Source organism: Nocardiopsis sp. NPDC007018, assembly GCF_040635075.1.
Taxonomy (GTDB): Bacteria; Actinomycetota; Actinomycetes; order Streptosporangiales; family Streptosporangiaceae; genus Nocardiopsis.
In genome coordinates this window covers 1-19,086 of the sequence record NZ_JBEYHA010000076.1, presented here as the reverse complement: position 1 = coordinate 19,086, position 19,086 = coordinate 1, and the positions used below count along the sequence as shown (strand labels likewise).

Annotated in this window: 14 protein-coding genes and 1 pseudogene; 4 read left to right on the top strand and 11 right to left on the bottom strand. The window is 73.7% G+C overall.

The genetic code is table 11. The annotated features are described in order from the left end of the window. The 6 genes from ABZ635_RS25485 to ABZ635_RS25460 all read right to left on the bottom strand — a co-directional run. Nucleotides 1–843 (bottom strand): serine/threonine-protein kinase (locus ABZ635_RS25485; protein ID WP_357769543.1); only part of this gene is annotated, 843 nt, incomplete at its 3' end. Nucleotides 844–1,046: 203 nt separating this feature from the next. After that, on the bottom strand, nt 1,047–2,489 hold the full coding sequence (locus ABZ635_RS25480) for an NCS2 family permease (protein ID WP_357769542.1): 1,443 nt from the start codon (nt 2,487–2,489) through the stop codon (nt 1,047–1,049). Between the two features lie 212 nt (nt 2,490–2,701). Next, on the bottom strand, nt 2,702–5,137 hold the full coding sequence (locus tag ABZ635_RS25475; RefSeq protein WP_357769540.1) for a molybdopterin cofactor-binding domain-containing protein: 2,436 nt from the start codon (nt 5,135–5,137) through the stop codon (nt 2,702–2,704). Beyond that, a complete protein-coding gene (locus ABZ635_RS25470) occupies nt 5,134–6,495 on the bottom strand; it encodes an 8-oxoguanine deaminase (RefSeq protein ID WP_357769538.1) in 1,362 nt (453 codons plus the stop codon). The genes ABZ635_RS25475 and ABZ635_RS25470 overlap by 4 nt, the downstream gene beginning before the upstream one ends. After that, nucleotides 6,492–7,013, bottom strand: coding sequence for a (2Fe-2S)-binding protein (locus ABZ635_RS25465; protein ID WP_357769537.1), 522 nt, complete (start codon nt 7,011–7,013; stop codon nt 6,492–6,494). Before ABZ635_RS25465 ends, ABZ635_RS25470 begins: the two co-directional genes overlap by 4 nt. Then, on the bottom strand, nt 7,004–7,873 hold the full coding sequence (locus ABZ635_RS25460; RefSeq protein ID WP_357769535.1) for an FAD binding domain-containing protein: 870 nt from the start codon (nt 7,871–7,873) through the stop codon (nt 7,004–7,006). The genes ABZ635_RS25465 and ABZ635_RS25460 overlap by 10 nt, the downstream gene beginning before the upstream one ends. Before the next feature lie 293 nt (nt 7,874–8,166). On the opposite strand from ABZ635_RS25460, the gene ABZ635_RS25455 reads away from it, so the two are divergent. Next, a complete protein-coding gene (locus ABZ635_RS25455; protein ID WP_357769533.1) occupies nt 8,167–9,750 on the top strand; it encodes a PucR family transcriptional regulator ligand-binding domain-containing protein in 1,584 nt (527 codons plus the stop codon). 52 nt (nt 9,751–9,802) lie between these two features. Further along, nucleotides 9,803–10,507, top strand: a complete 705-nt coding sequence (locus ABZ635_RS25450) for a pentapeptide repeat-containing protein (RefSeq protein WP_357769531.1) — start codon at nt 9,803–9,805, stop codon at nt 10,505–10,507. A 106-nt stretch (nt 10,508–10,613) separates the two neighbouring features. Here the strand turns inward: ABZ635_RS25450 and ABZ635_RS25445 are convergent. Together ABZ635_RS25445 and ABZ635_RS25440 are read right to left on the bottom strand one after the other, a co-directional pair. Then, nucleotides 10,614–11,416 (bottom strand): annotated as a pseudogene (locus ABZ635_RS25445) (NAD(P)H-binding protein). A gap of 50 nt (nt 11,417–11,466) precedes the next feature. Beyond that, complete coding sequence (locus ABZ635_RS25440; protein ID WP_357769529.1) at nt 11,467–12,327, bottom strand: NAD(P)H-binding protein; 861 nt, start codon at nt 12,325–12,327, stop codon at nt 11,467–11,469. Between the two features lie 81 nt (nt 12,328–12,408). On the opposite strand from ABZ635_RS25440, the gene ABZ635_RS25435 reads away from it, so the two are divergent. Then, entirely contained in the window at nt 12,409–13,416 is a 1,008-nt protein-coding gene (locus ABZ635_RS25435) for an AraC family transcriptional regulator (protein ID WP_357769528.1), read from the top strand. Between the two features lie 76 nt (nt 13,417–13,492). Here the strand turns inward: ABZ635_RS25435 and ABZ635_RS25430 are convergent, their stop codons facing one another. The 3 genes from ABZ635_RS25430 to ABZ635_RS25420 all read right to left on the bottom strand — a co-directional run bounded on the left by ABZ635_RS25430 (nt 13,493) and on the right by ABZ635_RS25420 (nt 16,882). After that, complete coding sequence (locus tag ABZ635_RS25430) at nt 13,493–14,419, bottom strand: aminoglycoside phosphotransferase family protein (protein WP_357769526.1); 927 nt, start codon at nt 14,417–14,419, stop codon at nt 13,493–13,495. Nucleotides 14,420–14,479: 60 nt separating this feature from the next. Continuing rightward, a complete protein-coding gene (locus ABZ635_RS25425; RefSeq protein WP_357769545.1) occupies nt 14,480–15,532 on the bottom strand; it encodes an endo-1,4-beta-xylanase in 1,053 nt (350 codons plus the stop codon). Between the two features lie 96 nt (nt 15,533–15,628). Beyond that, the gene (locus tag ABZ635_RS25420; protein WP_357769524.1) at nt 15,629–16,882 is read right to left on the bottom strand and encodes a cytochrome P450; all 1,254 of its coding nucleotides are present in this window, start codon (nt 16,880–16,882) and stop codon (nt 15,629–15,631) included. Nucleotides 16,883–17,204: 322 nt separating this feature from the next. Here ABZ635_RS25420 and ABZ635_RS25415 point away from each other — a divergent pair, with 322 nt between their 5' ends. Next, entirely contained in the window at nt 17,205–18,995 is a 1,791-nt protein-coding gene (locus ABZ635_RS25415; RefSeq protein WP_357769523.1) for a serine/threonine-protein kinase, read from the top strand. Nucleotides 18,996–19,086 lie beyond the last annotated feature (91 nt).

The following is a 19,086-nucleotide window of genomic DNA, read 5'->3' as shown; positions in this document are numbered from 1 at the left end:
GGTCCGGGCGACGGGGGCGTGGTCCGCGGGGGCCCCGGTCGTCCCGGTCACCCCGGTGAGCTGGTCGACCAGCTCACGCGCCCCGGGCCGTTGCCCGGGCTCCTTGCTCAGACACCGCTCGACGATCCCCCGCAGGGGCTCCGGCAGGGCCGAACAGTCCGGGTGGTCCACGAGCACGCTCTTGACCAGCGCGCGCTGGCTCCCGGCGTTGAAGACCGGCCGGCCGGTGGCCGCGAAGACCATCACCGCGCCCCAGGCGTACACGTCCAGGGCGGGGGTGAGCCTGGCTCCGTCCTCCAACTGCTCGGGCGCCATGTACTGGAGGGTGCCGATCACCGCGCTGGCGGTCAGGGAGGTGGCCTCGTCGAAGGGACGCGCGATCCCGAAGTCGATCACCCGGGGTCCGTCCGGGGCCAGCATGATGTTGCTCGGCTTGAGGTCGCGGTGCACCACCCCGGCGGCGTGGATCGCCGACAGCGCGGTGGCCGTCGGTACCGCCAGCCGGTCCAGGTCGGTCCCGGTCCGCGGACCGTTGCGGCGGACGTCCTGGGACAGGGTCGGGCCGTCCACGAACTCGCTGACGATCCAGGGCTGAGCGGCGTGCGGATCGGCGTCCAGGACCCGGGCGACGCAGAACGGGCTGACCCTCCGGGCCGCCTCCACCTCGCGGGCGAAGAGCTCACGGAAGCGGGGGTCGGTTCCGGGGCCCACGTGCAGCAGCTTGACCGCCACCCGGGTCCCCCGCGCGTCCTCGCCGAGGTGGACCGAGCCGAAACCGCCCCGGCCCACCTCCTTGAGCAGGCGGTAGCCGCCGATCTCGGTGGGCACGGGGGTGGGGGACACGGGGGCCTCTTTCGCTTCGGGTCGGGCGGGGCCGGTCTCGGCCCGACCGGTGAGACGCACACGGCGCCGGTCGCGTTCTACCGCCGCCGGACCGCGCCGGGGACATCACCCGGTCGCCCCGCCCCTCCACGAGGACCCCGTGAACCCCTCCGCGGGGCGGGGCCGCCCCGCCTGGACGCCGAACCCACCCCGCCCCGCAGTGGCTACAGACCCAGGGCGTGCATCGCGAAGTGGAAGGCGAACACCGCGCTCATGATCCACATGAGCCAGCCGACCTCGCGGAAGCGGCCCCGCGCCGACCGGACGACGGTGTACGCGATGATCCCCACACCGATCCCGCTCGCGATGTCGTACGCGAACGGCATGATCGCGATGGTGAGGAACGCGGGGACGGCCACCGAGACGTCCGACCACGCGATCTGACCCACGTGCATCATCATCATGGCACCGACCAGCACCATCGCCACCGACGCCGCCTCCGCCGGAACCATGCCGAACACCGGTGCGAAGAAGACGGCGCTGAGGAACAGCAGACCCGTGACCACGCTGGCCAGGCCGGTGCGCGCCCCCTCGCTCACCCCCGCCGTGGACTCCACGAACACCAGGGTCGCCGACGAGCTGGTCAGGCCGCCGGTCACCGCCCCGGCGCCGTCGGTCACCAGGATCTGGTTGACCCGGGGCATCTGCCCGTCCCGGTCGGCGATGTTGGCCTTGGTACCGATCGCCAGGATCGTGCCCAGGGCGTCGAAGAACCCGGCGAGGACCAGGGTGAACAGGATGATCCCGGCGGTGGTGGGTCCGGCCGTGGTCCACGCGCCGAACAGGTCCACCTGGAACAGCAGGCCGAAGTCGGGGGTGGACACGGGGCTGGAGGGCAGCGCGGGTATGCCGCCTCCCCAGGAGTCCGGGTCCAGGCGCAGCGCCGCGTGCAGGACCACGGCGAGCACGGTCGCGCCGACGATCCCGTAGAAGATCGCCCCGGGGACGTTGCGGGCCAGCAGCACGCTGGCCAGTACGAGCCCGACCACGAAGACCAGGATCGGCCAGCCGTCGAGGTGGCCCCCGCCGCCCTCGGAGCCGAGTTGCAGCAGGCCACCGCCCTCGCCCGCGCTGACGAACCCGGCGTTGGTCAGGCCGATGAGCGAGACGAAGAGGCCGATGCCGACCCCGATGGCCAGCTTGAGGTCGTGCGGGAGCGCGTTCATCACGGCGGTGCGCACGCCGGTGACGACCATGAGGATGATGGCCACGCCCTGCCACACGACCAGGCCCATGACCTCGGGCCAGGCCATCACGGGCGCCGCCTGGTAGGCGACGACGGCCATCACGCCCAGCGCGGCCGCGCAGGCGATGGGGGCGCGGCCCACCACGCCCATCATGATGGTGACCAGCCCGGCGGCCAGAGCGGTCATCGTGGTGAGCTGCCCGGCCGAGAGGTGGTCGCCGTTCACGTCGGCCACCTGGCTGAGGACGATGGGGTTCAGGACGATGATGTAGGCCATCGCCATGAAGGTGGTGAGTCCGCCGCGGACCTCCTGAGTGAAGGAGGAGTTCCGTGCGGAGACGAAGAAGAACCGGTCGAGCCAGGATCGATCCGCGCCGGGGCGCGGGTTCGGCCGCGCGCCGGTGCCATGGGATTCGGTCACGTCCCCTCCTGGAGGGATATGAGCACGGCGTGTCGCCGCGCGTGGGGGGTTTGCTACTTGGCGTAGTCAAACATGGGTAGGGGTCGGGCCCGTCAGGCCCGACGACCCGCCCCGGCGCCGAGGGCGTCGGACCTCCGGGGCGGGCGACTGAGGGGGAGGGGCGGCGGGCGCCACCGCGCCGCCCCTCCCGGTTCACCCGCGCGGGCTCCCGGTCACAGCGGGATGCCCACGATGTCCTCCGGGCGCACCGGCGCGTGCGTCAGCGCGCGCCCGGTGGCGTCGCGCACCGCGGCCACGATCGCCGGAGTCGACGACAGCGTCGGCGGCTCGCCCGCGCCGCGTAGCCCGTACGGGGCGTGCGGGTCCGGGTGCTCCAGCACGTCGATGCGCATCGGCGGCATGTCCAGGATCGTCGGGATCAGGTAGTCGGTGAAGGACGGGTTGCGGATCTCGCTGTCCCTGACCTGGATCTCCTCCATCAGCGCGAGCCCCAGTCCCTGGGCCGAACCGCCCTGGATCTGGCCCGCGAGCTGCTGCGGGTGCAGCACCCGGCCCACGTCCTGGACCGCGTCCAGGGCGACCACCTTCACCAAGCCCAACTCCACGTCCACATCCACCACGGCCCGGTGCACGCACATACCGAACTGGGTGTGCGAGGACCCCTGTCCCAGGGTCGGGTCGAGCATCTCGGTGGGGCGGTGGTGGTGCTCGCGGGTCTCCTCCACGACCGTGCCGCCGCTCGCCGACTCGCCCAGCAGGTCGGCCAGCGACACCAGGGCCCCCGCGCTCTCGGCGACGACCTTGCCCCCGGACAGCGACAGCTCCGCGTCGGGCACCTCCTCCGGGACGATCCCGCGCTCACGCGCCAGAGCGAACACTGAGGCGCGCACCGCCTCGCAGGCCAGCTTCACGGCCCCGCCGGTCATGTACGACTGCCGGGAGGCCGAGGACGAGCCGGCCGAACCCACCCGGGTGTCGGACGGCGCGATGGCCACCCGCTCCACCCCCAGCTCGGTCCGGGCGATCTGCCCCTTGACCGTCACCAGCCCCTGACCCACCTCGGCGGCGGCCGTGTGCACCAGCACCACCGGCTCCCCGCCCGCGATCTCCAGGCGCACCCGCGCCGTGGAGTAGTCGTCGAAGCCCTCCGAGAAGCACAGGTTCTTCAGACCCACCCCGTAACCGACACCCCGCACGACGCCCTCGCCGCGCGTGGTCCCGGCCACGCCCCCGGGCAGCGTGCGCTGGTCGCCCGGGTCCTCCAGGGCGGTGCGCTCCACCGGCATCGGGAGGTCGCGGGCGCGCTCCAACATCTCCACCATCGGCAGCGGCATGTCGATCTCCTGGCCGGTGATGATCCGGGAGCCCTGCGCCATGGCGTTCTTGACCCGCAGCGCCACCGGGTGCATGCCCAGCTCCGCGGCGAGCTTGTCCATCTGCGACTCGTAGCCGAAACAGGCCTGCACCGCGCCGAAGCCGCGCATGGCGCCGCACGGCGGGTTGGTGGTGTACACGCCGTAGGCGTCCACCATCACGTTCGGGACCTCGTAGGGGCCGATCCCCAGCGAGGAGGCCACGCCCACCACCGCCGGGGTCGCCGACGCGTAGGCGCCGCCGTCCACGATGATCTCCAGCGTGGCGTACACCAGCGTGCCGTCCGCCCTCGCGCCGTGTTCGAAGCGCATCCGGGCCGGGTGCCGGTGCACGTGGCCGTAGAAGGACTCCTCGCGGTTGTACACGAACTTCACCGGCTTGCCGGTGCGCAGCGCCAGCATGGCCGCGTGAATCTGCATCGACAGGTCCTCGCGGGCGCCGAACGCGCCGCCCACGCCCGCCAGGGTCAGGCGCACCTTGTCCTGGGGCAGGCCCAGGGCCGGGGCGATCTGCTTCTGGTCCACGTGCAGCCACTGCGTGGCCACGTACAGGTCCACGCCGCCGTCCTCGGCGGGCACCGCCATCCCCGACTCCGGGCCGAGGAAGGCCTGGTCCTGCATACCGACCTCGTACTCGGTCGCCACCACCGCGTCCGCCTCGGCGCGCAGCCGCTCCAACGCCTCGCGGGCACCCTCCTCCGACTCGGCGGCCGCCACGAAGGCGCCGGTGCGGATGGGCTGGTGGCGCACCCTGTTGCCGCTCTGCCGGTACTCCTCGTGCACCGGCAGGTCGCCCTCCTCGTGCACGAGCGGGTACCCGGGGTCGTGAGCGGCCCGCACCGGGTCGCTCACCGGGGGCAGCACCTCGTAGTCCACCCTGATCCGCTCCATCGCCCGGCGCGCGGTCTCCGGGTGGTCGGCGGCCACCACGGCCACCGCCTCCCCCTTGTAACGCACCTTGTCGAAGGCGAGCACCGGCTGGTCCTGGTACTCAAGGCCGTACCGCTTGGCCCCGGGCACGTCCTCGTGGGTGAGGACCGCCTCCACACCCGGTACCCGCAGCGCCTCGGTGACGTCGATCCCCAGGATGCGGGCGTGCGGGTGCGGGCTGCGCAGGGTCGCGCCCCACAGCATGCCCTCCATCCACAGGTCAGAGGAGTAGGCGAACTCACCGGTGACCTTCAGCGTGCCGTCGGGGCGGCGCGGGCTGGCGCCCACACCGTCCTTGGTGGTGCTGGACAGGTCCGTGGTCACGGTCGTGGTCGTGGCCGTCATCGAAGGTTCGCCTCCTGGGTGAGGGATCGGTGCGCCGCACGGCCCCGCGCGGCGGCGGTCTCGGCGGACAGGGTCCGCAGCTCGCCCCGGTCGACGACGGTGTTCCCGCCGACCAGGAGCCGTTCCAGCGCGGGCACGGGGCCGAAGGTCAGGGCCACCACCGGGTCGTCGATCACGTCGTGGCCGAACCCGTCCACCCGCCACAGGGCGAGGTCGGCCTGTTTGCCGACGGTCAGCGAACCCAGCTCCGCGTCACGGCCCAGCACCCGGGCGCCGCCCAGGGTGGCCATCTCCAGGGATCGCCGCGCCGACAGCGCCTGCGGACCCCTGCGGGCGCGGGCCATCAGCAACGCCTGGTGCATCTCCCCGGCCAACCCCGTCAGCTCGCTCGACGCCGGTCCGTCCACACCCAGGCCGACCGGGACCCCGGCCTCCAGCAGCTCGGGCACGCGGCAGATCCCGGCGCCCAGACGGGCGTTGGAGGTCGGACAGTGCGCCACACCGGTGCCCGTGGCCGCCATCCGGCCGATCGCCGCGTCCGACAGGTGCACGGCGTGCGCGAACCACACGTCCTCGCCCAGCCAGCCCAGACTCTCCGCGTACTCCACCGGGGTGCACCCGAACTCGGCCAGGCACTGCTCCTCCTCGTCGAGGGTCTCGGCGAGGTGGGTGTGCAGGCGAACACCCCGGTCCCGGGCCAGCTCGGCGGCGCCGGTCATCAGCTCCCGGGAGACCGAGAACGGCGAGCAGGGCGCCACCGCGACCCGGGTCATGGACGACGCCGAGGCGTCGTGGAAGGCGTCGATCGCCGCGGCCGTACCCGCCAGCGCGCCCTCCAGGGTCTCCACCACGCTGTCCGGCGGCAGGCCGCCCTGGCTGTGCCCGCGGTCCATGGAACCGCGCGCCAGGTCCAGACGGACACCGACCTCGCGCGCGGCCTCCACCTCGGCGGCGACGATGTCACCGCGCCCGGCGGGGTAGATGTAGTGGTGGTCGGAGGCGGTGGTGCACCCCGACAGCGCGAGGTGGGCCAGTCCGGCCGAGGTGGTCCCCGCGACCACGTCGGCGTCCAGCCGGTGCCAGATCTCGTAGGAGCCCACCAGCCACTCGAAGAGCGTGCCGTCCGTGAACAGCCCCTGGGTGGCCCACTGGTACAGGTGGTGGTGGGTGTTGACCAGACCCGGAGTGGCCACGCAGCCGCGCCCGTCGATCCGCTCGGCCCCGTCCTCCACCCGTGGGGCCGGTCCCGCCCCCACGGCGGTGATCACGCCGTCCCGGGCCACCACGTGCCCGTCGGCGTGCTCGGCGCCGTCCACCGTCACCACGTGCGCGCCCTCGACGACCACGGTGCGGCTCATGACCGGGCTCCGTCGGCGGCGTCGGCGCGGCGCTCGGCGGCCAGGTGCACGGCGTCGATGATCTTCTCGTAGCCGGTGCAGCGGCACAGGTTGCCCGCCAGCGCCTCGCGGATCTCGGCGTCCCCGGGGGCGCCCAGGCCCGCGCCCACCGTGCGTTCCAACAGGTCGTCGGTCTGGACGAGCAGACCCGGCGTGCAGAACCCGCACTGCACGGCGCCCGCCTCCACGAACGCCTCCTGGACCACGCCCAGGGCGCGCTCGCCGCCCTTGCCCCGCTCTGGGGCCAGGCCCTCGACGGTGCGCACCTCGCGCCCCTCGGCCTGCCCGGCGGCGATCATGCACGAACAGGCGGTCACACCGTCGAAGTAGACGGTGCACGAACCGCACTCGCCCTGTTCGCAGGCGTTCTTGCTGCCCGGCAGGCCCAGGCGCTCACGCAGGACGTACAGCAGGCTCTCACCCGGCCACACGTCGTCGGCGGTGACGTCCTCACCGTTGACGTTCAGATTCACGCGCATCGCGCGGACTCCTTCCGGTAGTCGGTGACGGACCAGCTCAGTGCGCGGCGCGCCATGACGGAGAGGGCGTGCCTGCGGTACTCGGCGGTGCCGCGCTGGTCGTCGATGGGGCGGGAGGCGGCGGCCACGAGCTCGCCGAAGCGGCGCACCACGGCCTCCGTGAGGGGACGGCCGTCCTCCCAGTCGAACTCGGACTCCAGGAACTCCTCGGCCGCCTCCGAGCGCAGCGGGGTCGGCCCGGCCGACCCGATCCCGGTGCCCACGGTCCGCCGCTCGGCGTCCAGGGCCAGGCTGAACGAGGTCACCGCGATGACCATGGCGTTGCGGGTGCCGATCTTGGCGAACTGCTGCGGTCCGGCCGCCTCGGGCAGCAGGACCGCCGTGATCAGCTCGTCCGGCTGGAGGGCGGTGGTGCGAAACGACAGGTAGAAGTCACGGGCCCGGACCCGTCGCGTGCCGCGCACCGAGGCTAGTTCGATCTCGGCGTCGGTGGCCAGCAGAGGGGGGTGCGCCTCGCCCGCGGGGGAGGCACCGCCCAGGTTGCCGCCGACCGTGCCCCGGTTGCGGATCTGGGGGGAGGCCACCGACCGCGAGGCGCGGGCCAGCGCGGGCGCCCGGTCCGCCAGGTGCTCGATGATCCTGGTGTAGGGAACCCCGGCGCCGAGTCGCGTGCTGGCGCCGTCCACCCCCCACTCGGTCAGTTCGGGGACCCGGGTCAGGTCGATCAGCGCCGGGGGGCGGCGCTTGTCGAAGTTCAGCTCCACCATCACGTCGGTGCCGCCCATGATGGGCACGCCGTCGGGGTGGGCGCTCCTGGCCTCTAGGGCCTCCACCAGCGTGGATGGCCTCAGGAATTCCATGCTCGTCCTCGTCCTGCGCAGTGCGGTCCGGTCGGGTCGATTCTGTCGCGACCCCTGGTCGGTGGGCGATGCTGTGAAGTAGAACACCCCGCCCGGAGGCCCGGCCAGCCGTCGATGACATGAAGACGCGGCGGAACGAACCGCCGACGTTGGGCGTTTCCTACAAGCGGTACCCGTACAGTGCCCCGGAACCGCCCGGGTTGTCGTCGTCCGCCCCGGTTCGGGGGCACACTGTCCTGGTACGGAGCCACCATCGGGGGATGCCGCCCGACCCGACCGACAGAGGGAAGTCCATGCAGATCAGTGAGCTGCTCGCCGTCAGGCGACTGCACCTGCGGTTCCTGGCGGGTGCGGAGCACGCCCACCGCGACATCCGGTGGGCCTACACCACTGACCTGCTCGAACCCGCCCGCTACCTGCGCGGCGGGGAACTCGTCCTCACCGGCATGATGTGGCGGACCCGCCCCGAGGACTCCGAGACCTTCGTGGCCTCGGTGGTCGGCGCGGGGGCCCTGGCGGTGGGGGCGGGCACCGCCCTGGGCGAGGTCCCCGAGGACCTGGTCGCCGCCTGCACGGCCCATGACATCCCCCTCGTCGAGATCCCCCCGGAGACCTCCTTCGGCGTGGTCACCGAGGAGGTGCTGCGCTCGCTCACCCAGCGACGCTTCACCACCATCGCCGAGACCAGGGACCGCCAGCGCCGGCTCATGGCCGAGGTCGCCGCGGGGGCGGACTTCCCCGACGCCTTCGCCTCCGCCGCCCGCCAGGCGGGTATCACCGCCTGGGTGGTCTCCGCCAGCGGGCGCTCCATCGCCTCGTCCGGCCCGCCCCTCGCGAACGAGGAGCGGGAGGACCTCGCGGCCCGCGCCCTGACCTGGTCCGCGTTTCCCCACACCACCCGGGGCACCGCGGGAGGGCAGGGGCGTTCCCTGACCGTCGTCCCCGTCCGGACCAAGGAGTCGCACCCGCTCTCCACCTGGCTGCTCGTGTGTGTCGGCGACCACGAGACCTGGACCGAGGAGGAGCACGAGGCGGTGGCCGAACTGGTCTCCGTCAGCGTCCTGGCCCGCAGTCGCGACGAGGAGCGCTCCCTGACCACGGCCCGCCACCTGGAGGGGCTTCCGCGGCTCCTGGCGGCCCAGCGCTTCGACGAGGTCACCGCCCTCATGCGCGGCACCGGCCAGGGCCGGGCCCCCGAACCCGACGACCGCGTGCACGTCGTGGTCAGTGCCATGATGCTGCCCGAGCCGCGCGTGCCCGATCTGGCGCGCCGTGTGGTCGCCGAACTCGTGGCCGACCACCCCGGGGCCGTGGTCACCGGCGACAACGACGCCCTGGCCGTGATCCCCGTGGACGGTCCCGAGGACCGGGCCAGCTCCCGGGCCGAGGAGATCCGCGCCGAGCTGGTCCACCGCGCCCGCGTCCTCGACGGCGGGCTGCTCGACTACCGGCTGGCCGTGGGGCTGAGCTCGGCGGCGCGGGGCGTGGCCGAGCTGCGGGGAGCCGCCGTGGAGGCCCGCCACGCCCGGCGCCTGGCCGAGCTGCGCGGCGGGCGGTCGAGGGTCATCGCCGGGGCGGAGATCGACTCGCACGAGCTCCTGCTGGCCTCGGTGCCCGAGGAGGTGCAGACCTCCTACCGGGAGCGGCTGCTCGGCCCACTGCTGGAGTACGACCGGGACCACCGTTCGGAGCTGGTGGACACCCTGGAGCGGTTCCTGGCCCACTCGGGGTCCTGGCAGCGCTGCGCGGCCGCCATGCACGTGCACGTCAACACCCTGCGCTACCGGATCGGCCGCGTGGAGGAGCTCACCGGCCGCGACCTGAGCAGCCTGGAGCACCGGGTCGACCTCTTCCTGGCGCTCAAACTGCGGGACTGACACCCCGGTTCCGGCGGTCTTCCGTCGGTGGCGGGCGCTAGGGTCTGCGAGCGTGAGCACCGATCTTCTCGCCCAGCCCGAGACCACCGACGCCGACCTGTCCGAGCACGACCTGCGCGAGGCGCTGTCCCGCGATCCCGGCACGCCCCGCGTGCTGACCCGCTGCGACCTCAGCGGGGCCGACCTGCGCGACGCCCACCTGGTGGACGCGCGGTTCGTCGACTGCCGTCTGGACGGGGCCCGCCTGGACCGCGCGGTCCTGGAGGGCGCGGTGTTCTCCGGAGGAGCGGCGGCGGGGGCCTCCTTCGCGCACACCGAGTGCACGGACACCCGTTTCGAGCGCACGGACCTGGCCAACACCCGCTGGCAGGGCGCACTGCTCACCGACACGGTCTTCACCGGATGCAGGCTCACCGGAGCCGGTCTCACCTCGCTGCGGGGGATCGGCTACTCCTTCTCGCAGTGCAACCTCATGTTGGCCCGCTGCAAGGGGTTGGTCCTGCGCGGCCAGACCCTGGAGGGGCTGCGGCTCGACGAGGCGGACCTGGCCTCGGCCGACCTGCGGGAGACGGTGTGGAAGGAGTCGCGGCTGCGCGGCGCCAACCTGGTGAACGCGAAGTTCACCGGCGCCGACCTGCGCGGGGCGGACCTGGGCGAGCTGCAGCTCCACCAGGCCGGTTTCCTGCGCGGAGCCACCCTGGGCCCCGCGCAGGCCGGGATGATCCTGGGGTCGCTGGGGATCACCGTCGCCGAGTAGGAACGGTCGCGTCCGGCCCGGTCCGGCCCCGGTAGGGCCGGACCGGACGCGACCAGGGTCGCAGGAGGAGTCTCACGGCGTCACGTGGCGGTCCGGACCGGGCCGCTCACGCGCGTGCCCACCCCTCGTGGAAGGTGCGGGCGACGTAGTCGGAGAAGTCGCGCGGCTCGCGCCCCAGCGCCTCCCGGACCCCGGGGGAGTCCACGGACTCCAGCCCGCGCCGGATGGCCGAGAGCGCCACGATCATCTCCCCGACCCCCGCCTCCGGCCAGCCCCGTTCCACGAGGTCGCGCACGTACTCCTCCTCTGACACCGGCTCGTAACGGACGGCGCGCCCCAGCGCGTGGGAGATCTCGGCGCAGGCCTTCTCCAGGCTCAGGGCCCGGGGCCGCCCAACTCGTAGGTGCGCCCGTGGTGGCCCGGTTCGGTCAGGGCGGCCGCCGCCACGGCACCGATGTCCTCGGTGTCGATCCAGGTCGCCGCGCCGTTGGCGGTGGGCAGCCGCAGCACCCCGGCGCGCACCCCGTCCACCAGCAGCCCCTCACTGAAGTTCTGCGCGAACCATCCCGGCCGTAGGACCGTCCACTCCAGCCCGCTGGTCTTCACCGCGCGCTCCGCCTGGAGGTGCGAGGGGTGCGGCCCCCCGTTCTCGAAGTACTCGTGGCCGTCGACACCGCGCGCCGAGAGCTGGACCAGCCGCCCCACCCCGAGCGCCGCCGCGCGCCCCACGAACTCCGGGATGCGGGGGTCGACGTCGTTCTGCACCAGGTAGACCGCCCCGGCCCCGTCCAGCACCCGGTCCCAGGTGGCCGGGTCGCTCCAGTCGAACGCCCACTCCGAGGAGCGGGAGGCCGCCCGCGCGGGCACGCCCCGCTCCCTCAGCCGGGCCAGCACCTGGCGGGCGGTCATCCCCGTCGCTCCGGTCACCAGGACCGGCCTCCGGTCACCTCCGTGCCCGCTCACGCGTGCTCCGCCTCTCGCTCGAAGGCCTCGGTGACGTAGTCGGAGAAGTCGCGCGGCTCACGCCCCAGCGCCTCCTGGACCCCGGTGGTGAGCTCGGCCTCGTTGCCCCGCTCGATGGGGGAGATCACCATGGCCATCTCCCGGGACTCCTCCTCGGTCCACCCCTGCCCCATCCGATCCGCGACGTACTCCTCCACCGACACCGGCTCGTAGCGGACCGCGCGCCCCGCAGCGGCGGAGATCCGCGCCGCCACCTCGGCGAGGGTCAGCAGGCGGGACCCGGACAGCACGTAGGTGCGCCCGTGGTGGCCGGGCTCGGTGAGCGCGGCCACCGCCACATCGGCGATGTCCCGCGCGTCGATCCAGCTGGCGGCTCCGGCCCCGGTGGGCAGGCGCAGCACCCCCGCGCGCACCTGTTCCGCCAGGAGGCCCTCACTGAAGTTCTGCGCGAACCATCCCGGCCGTAGGACCGTCCACTCCAGCCCGCTGGCCTTCACCGCCTCCTCTCCCACCAGGTGTGCGATGGCGTCCTCCCGGTCGCCGTAGTAACCCGGCACGTCGACCCCGCGCGCCGACAGCTGCACGATCCGCCCCACCCCGTGGGCCACCGCCCGCGCCACGAACGCGGGGGTCCGCGGATCGACGTCGTTCTGCACCAGGTAGACCGCCCCGGCGCCCTCCAACACCTGGTCCCAGGTGGCCGGGTCGCTCCAGTCGAAGGCCCACTCCGAGGAGCGGGAGGCCGCCCGCGTGGGCACGCCCCGCTCCCTCAGCCGGGCCAGGACTCGGCGGCCGGTCATCCCGGTCGCGCCGGTCACCAGGACCGGCCGCGTCGTGTACTCCGTGTTCTCTGTCATGGCCACGATTCAACCGGGAAAGCCTGAGACGATCCATGGCCCAGAAGCTCACACCGATATCCCATCGTCTACGCTGCACGCATGGACGCACTCTCGGACCTCCTCGACGGAGTCCGCGCCCGCGGGGCGCTCTTCAGCAGGTCGGTCATGAACCCGCCGTGGTCGGTACGGTTCGACCACGGCTCACCCCTGACCCTGGTCACCATGGTGCGGGGAGGGGCCTGGATCGTCCCGGACCGGGGGGAGCCCGTCGCGCTCGCCGAGGGGGACACCGCCATCTTGCGCGGCCCCGGGTCCCACGCCGTCGCCCACCCCGCCGACGCCCCCGTCACCTGCACCGTCCTGGCGGGCAACAGCTGCCTGGGTCCGGACGGCGTCCCCCTCACCGAGGAGGCCGACCTCGGACTGCGCACCTACGGCGACGCCCCGGACTCCGCCGACCTCCTGCTGAGCGGTTACTACGAGGTCTCCGGCGATCTCAGCCAACGCCTGGTCTCCGCGCTGCCCCCGGTCCTGGTGGTCCCGGGAGACGAGTGCCACGACTGGCTGCGGGACCTGATCGCCGCCGAGATCGACTGTCCCGCCCCCGGCCAGCAACTGGTCCTGGACCGCCTGCTGGACCTGGCCCTGATCACCATGCTGCGCGCCTGGTTCGACCGCCCGGGCGCTCGTCCGCCCGCCTGGTACACCGCCATGGACGACCCGGTGGTGGGGCGGGCGCTGCGCCTGATGCACAACCTCCCCGCCCACCCCTGGACGGTGGCCCTGCTGGCCGAGCGGTGCGGGGTGTCCCGCGCGACCCTGGCCCGTGACTTCCGCTCGCTGGTCGGCGTGCCGCCCATGACCTACCTCGCCGACTGGAGGGTGGGCCGCGCCGCCGACCTGCTCCGTGGGACCGACACCACCGTGGAGGCGATCGCGCGCCGCGTCGGCTATTCCAACGCCTTCGCCCTCAGCGCGGCCTTCAAGCGCCTGCGCGGAACCACGCCCACCGAACACCGCAGGGGCGGGGGGACCCCGACCGCGTCCCGGTCGACGGCCGCAGACGCGGCGGACCTGGTGGGGGCCTCTGCCGGGCCGGTCGGCTGACGCACCGCGCCCCGCCCCTCCTCGGAGACACGGGGAGGGGCGGCCCCCGCCGTGACGGTCGCCCGGTCCCCGGTGGTCAGCCCTCCAGAGCCCGCGCCACGGCGCCCGCGATCCCGGCGGCGGGGCGCTCCCCGTCCTCGATCTCCCAGAGGGTGTTCTCCAGGACCCGCACCAGGGTCCAGGCGCGGGCCCGCTCCCGGTCCAGCCCCGCCGCCTCGGTGAGCAGGTCGAAGCGGCGCCGGACCTCCCTCAGGGCGTCGCCGGTGGCCTCGGCCTCCTCCCACCGGTCGCGCAGCGCGGGCAACAGTTCGAAGCCGCCGTCCCCCACCAGGGGTTTGGGGTCGATGGCCAGCCACGGGCCCCGCGCCGCACCGGGCGGCGCCGCCAGCACGTTCTCGTAGTGCAGGTCCCAGTGCAGCAGCCGATCGCCCGCCTCCGCCGACAGGTCGCGGGCCAGACCCGCCCACCGGGCCAGGAGCACACGCGTCTCGGGGTCCACCCGGTGCGCGGCGACCACCGCGTCGGCGGTGTCGGCCATGCGCCGCGCCATGGCGTCCAACCGGCGCAGTCCGGGCGGGGCGGGGTGCGCACCGAGCCGCGCCAACAGCGCGCCGACCACCTCCAGCGCCTCGTCCAGGGAGACGGTGTCCAGCCTCCGGGCCGGGTCCAGCGCCTCCAACAGCATCGACCCCGTGCCCGGGTCGTGCTCCAGCAGGCGCACCGCCCCGTCACCGTTCCAGGCCGCGAGCGCGGCGGGCTCTCCCGCGGTCTCCTCGTCCACCGGCTGGACCTTGAGCACGGCCGGGGAACCGTCGGCGCGCTCCACCGGCACCACCAGCGCCACGGCGCCGTGCATCGGTGTTCCGGTCGGCCGTAGCGCCCACTGTTCGCACCCGCGGGCGGCCAGTCCGGACAGGCCGCGCACCCACGCGGGCCCGACGTACCGGTGCAGGGTCTCGGCGAGCGCGGACGGGACGGGGATCGGCCTGGCGTCGTCGACCATGTGCCGCCGCCTCCCTCGTCCTCGTGGCCGGGCGTGCCGGAAGCGGCGCGGGCTCTGTACCTACCGGACGCCCCGGCCCCGAGCGCCGCGGGGCCGTCGGTCCCGGCGGAGCGCCTGGACCATACCGGCCAGCGCGGGTTTGGGGGTGTAGTCGCCGTCGAAGGGCAGGGCGGCCGTGTAGCCGGGGAACCACTCGGGAATCCACGAGTGCGCGTCGGTCACCCCCCACACCGTCACCCCCACGCAGCGCGAGACCGCCAGACAGGACTCCAGGACGTACCGGTACTCCTCGGCCTGGGCCGCGAGGTCCTCCTCCTCGACCGGCTCGGGAATGCGCACGTCGAGTTCGCTCACCTCCACGTCCAACCCCAGTTCGGCGAAGCGCCGCATGTTCTCGGCCAGGTCCTCGGGCACGTTCCCGTGCACGAAGTGCCCCTGGAACCCGATCCCGTGCAGCGGTACCCCCCGGTCGAGCAGGTCGGCCGCGAGCTCGTACAGGGCGTCGGCCTTCGCGCCGCCGCCCTCCACCCCGTACTCGTTGACGTAGAGCTTCGCCTCGGGGTCCGCCTCGTGCGCCATCCACAGCGCCTCGGCGACGTAGTCCTCGCCCAGGGCCCGGTACCAGAGGTTGTCGCGCAGTCGCGGTGAGTCGTCCTCGAAGGGTTCGTTGACCACGTCCCAGGAGGTCACCCGGCCCGCGTAGCGGCCGACCACCGCGTCGACGTGCTCACGCGTGACCGCGCGCAGTTCCCCGGCGTCCAGGGACCCCTCCGCCAGCCAGTCCGGGAGCTGGTTGTGCCACAGCAGGGTGTGGCCCCGCACTGACAGCCCCCGCTCCTCGGCGAAGCCGACCACGGCGTCCGGCCCGCTCCAGTCGAACGTGCCGCGCTCGGGCTGCACGTACTGCCACTTCATGGTGTTCTCCGCCGTCACCGACGTGTAGTGGCCGCTCACCAGCTCCCGGTAGGCGGTGTCCCCGCCCAGCGGGTCCACCGCCACGGCGGTACCCAGTGCGATCCCGTGCGCCCGGGCCAGCCCCGGGAGCTCGCCGCGCGGTCCCCCTTCCGACCCCGGCACGGCCCACGCCAGCACCGCCGTCACCGTCAGCACCACTGCGCCCACCGCCCCCAGGGACAGGAGCGTGCGCGCCCGCGCCGTGGAAGGCCCCCGGCTCCGGGAGGTCCCGTCCGACCCGTCGGCCCCCACCCGCTACCGGCCCCCGGCGGTGACCGGGAACGAGGAGAGGGCCCGCACGGTCAGGGTGCCGCGCCGCGTGGGAGCGGCGGTGGGGCGCAGCCCGTGCGCCCGCTCGGCCAGGGCGCGCAGCGCGACCTCGCCCTCCAGACGGGCCAGCGGTGCCCCCAGGCAGTAGTGGGCCCCGCCCGAGAAGGACAGGTGCTCACTGGCGTCGGGCCGGGTCACGTCGAACCGGTCGGGGTCGGTGAAGTGCTCCGGGTCCCGGTTGGCGGAGCCGATCAGGCACATGACCTGCTGCCCGGCCCGCACGGGCACCCCCTGGACCTCGGTGTCGGCGCGGGCCCAGCGCCCGGTGAGCTGGACCGGCGAGTCGAAGCGCAGGACCTCCTCCACCGCCCCGGCGGCCAGCCCCGGGTCGGCGACCAGCCGATCCCACTGGTCGCGGTGGCGCAGCAGCGCCATCGCCCCGTTGCCGATGAGGTTCACCGTCGTCTCGAACCCGGCGACCAACAGGAGCCGGCACATCGAGCTCAGCTCGGAGGCGGTCAGCTCGCCGTCGTCGTGCCGGGCGACCAGGGCGGACACGACGTCCTCGCGGGGGTCGGCCCGGCGTTCGACCATCAGGCGCGCGAAGATGCGGTCCAGCTCGGTGGTCGCCTCCCGGATGCGTTCCAGGTGGCGGGCCGATCCCGCGCCGTCCAGCGCCCCGCCGATGACGTGCCCGATCCGTACGAAGTCGGCGTCGTCACGCTCGGGCACGCCCAGCAAACGGCTGATCACCGCGATGGGCAGCGGCTGGGCGAAGTCGCGCATGAGGTCGAACCCGTCGCGGCTCAGGGCCGAGTCCAGGAGTTCGGCGGTGATCTTCTCGATCTCGGCGCGGTAGCCCGCCATCAGTCGCGGACTGAACGCGGGGCGGGCCAGGGCGCGCAGCCGGGTGTGGTCGGGCGGGTCCAGCTGGAGGAAGGAGAGGTCGACGACACGGAACTGTTCGGGGACCTCGGCGCCGCCGGGCGGCTCGACCCCGAAGTCGCGCGAGCGCAGCACCTCGTCGACGGCGGCGCGTGTGGTCGCGGTCAGGAGGGGCAGCCGGCTCGTGACCACCGGGCCCCGGGCGCGCATCCTCGCGTAGGTCGGGTAGGGGTTCTGCCGCCAGGGCCAGTGCAGGAGGCGGCTGGGGTGGTCGCCGCTCTGGGCGGTGAGCCACGACACTCCGTGGGCCAGACGCAGCCGTGCGTCGATACGGAGGGTGTCGAGTGTCCGCATGCTGGTGACTCCTCTCGGTGACCCCTCGAGCGTAGGCGTCGGAGTGCCGCCGTCCGGGGCGAACGCCGGAGTTGGCCGTCAGTGGCCAGAGGGGAACCACGCAGGGGGTCGCCGCGTTCGCCGCGTGGGCCGCCCCCGCAGGGGCACCGAGTGGCCTCCCGCGTGTCCCACCCGGGCTGACCGGCACTTCCCTCGGGTTCGCGCGAACCCCGGGGCACCGGGGCGGATCACACGTCGTGACGGTGGTCCGGGCGGGGTGGCCAAGGCCTAGACTGGGGCCCCGTTCGGTAGGAAGACGCCGCAGAGCCGGAGGTTGAGGACGTTGGGGCCGCTAGAGAACTCTGATCCGGAGCGGGTCGGTCGGTACCGGCTGATCGGGCGCCTGGGCGCCGGAGGCATGGGTCAGGTGTTCTTCGGGCGCTCGGCCGGCGGCCGGGCGGTCGCGATCAAACGCATCCACCCGCACCTGGCCACCGACCCCTCCTTCCGGCAGCGGTTCGCCCGAGAGGTCACGGCGGCGCGTCAGGTCAGCGGCGCGTTCACCGCACCGGTCATCGACGCCGGGCCCGACGACGAGGTGCCCTGGCTGGTGACCTCGTACGTGCCCTCACTGCCCCTGGACGAGGCGGTGCAGGCCCACGGGCCGCTGCCCGAGGCGAGCGTGCGGGTGCTGGCGGCGGGCCTGGCCGAGGCGCTGGCCGAGATCCACCGGGTCGGGTTGATCCACCGCGACCTCAAGCCGGGCAACGTGCTCCTGGCCGAGGACGGCCCCCGGGTGATCGACTTCGGGATCGCGCGGGCCACCGACGGTACCGCCGCCACGCAGTCGGTGATCGGCACGCCGGGGTTCATGAGCCCCGAGCAGGTGCAGGGTTCCGAGCTCACCCCGGCCAGCGACCTGTTCGCCTACGGCGCGGTGCTGGCCTTCGCGGCGGCGGGTACCGGGCCGTTCGGTGAGGGCAACATGCCCACGATGGTCATGCGCATCATCAGCCGTGAGCCGGACCTGTCCGCGGTGCCGGAGTCGTTGCGGCACCTGATCGCCGCCTGCCTGTCCAAGGACGTGCGCGGGCGGCCGGGGCCGGGCGAGATCCTCGACTACCTGGGCGACGTGCCCGCGGGGTCGTCCTGGCTGCCCCCGGCGGTCATGACGGGCGTGCAGGAGCAGGTGGCCAAGGTCAACAAGGCCCTGGTGACCTCGGCGGGTGACCCCGGCGCGACCGGCGGCCACCAGCGGACGGAGGTCCTCGGGGCGGGGGGCGCGGCGGCGCTGGGCGGTGCCGCGGGCGCGGCGGCGGGCGCGGCCGCGGCCGGAGCCTTCGGGGATGACCAGTCCACCCGGGTGGCGCCGCCCGGCGGGTACGGGACGCAGGACCCCTCGGCGGGGGCCACCTCGGTGCTGGGCGCGCAGCAGGGCGTGCCTCCCACGTCACCGTTCCAGCCCACGCAGCAGCAGCCCTACCAGCAGACCCAGCAGTACCAGCAGACCCAGCAGTACGGCCAGAGTCCTCAGGGGACCCAGGGCGCCCCGGCCGGCGACGACCCCTACGCGGACCTCTACGGCGGGCGCCGCGACCAGCGCGAGGACCCGCGCCGCCAGCAGGAGGACCAGCACCGCAGGGCCGAGGAACAGCGTCGGCGCCAGCGTGATCAGCAGCGCCGGTCCCACGAGCAGCAGGAGGAGCAGCGGCGACGCCAGGAGGCCGAGCGGGCGCACCGGGACCGGATGCGCGCCGAACAGGACGCCGCCCGCCGGGCCCAGGCCGAGGCGCGCCGCGCGGACCAGCCGGGGTTGTGGGGCTTCGTCAAGCTGCTGCCGCTGATGATCATCCCGCTGATCCAGATCCCCCTGGGCTACGGGGCCGCGCTGGCGTGGGCGTGGTTCACGGCCGAGGCCGACATGTGGACCGGGGCGGTCTCCTCCTTCGAGCCGTGGAGCGTGGACGGTTTCCTGCACGCGATGATGCTGGGCTACTTCCTGCTGAACAACATGGTGTCGCTGGAGTACCTGGTGCGTTCGCTGCGGACCTCGTTCGTGGTGGGCGCGGTGCTGGCGCTGGCCGCGATGGCGGCCACCAACTTCCTGTTGTACGGCTTCGGTTTCTGGGGCTGACCCGGAACCGGCGGGCGACGCGAAGGGGGGTGGGGACGAACCAGCAGCGACCCGGACGTGCTCAACGGCTACCGCGGCATCGTCCTGGAGG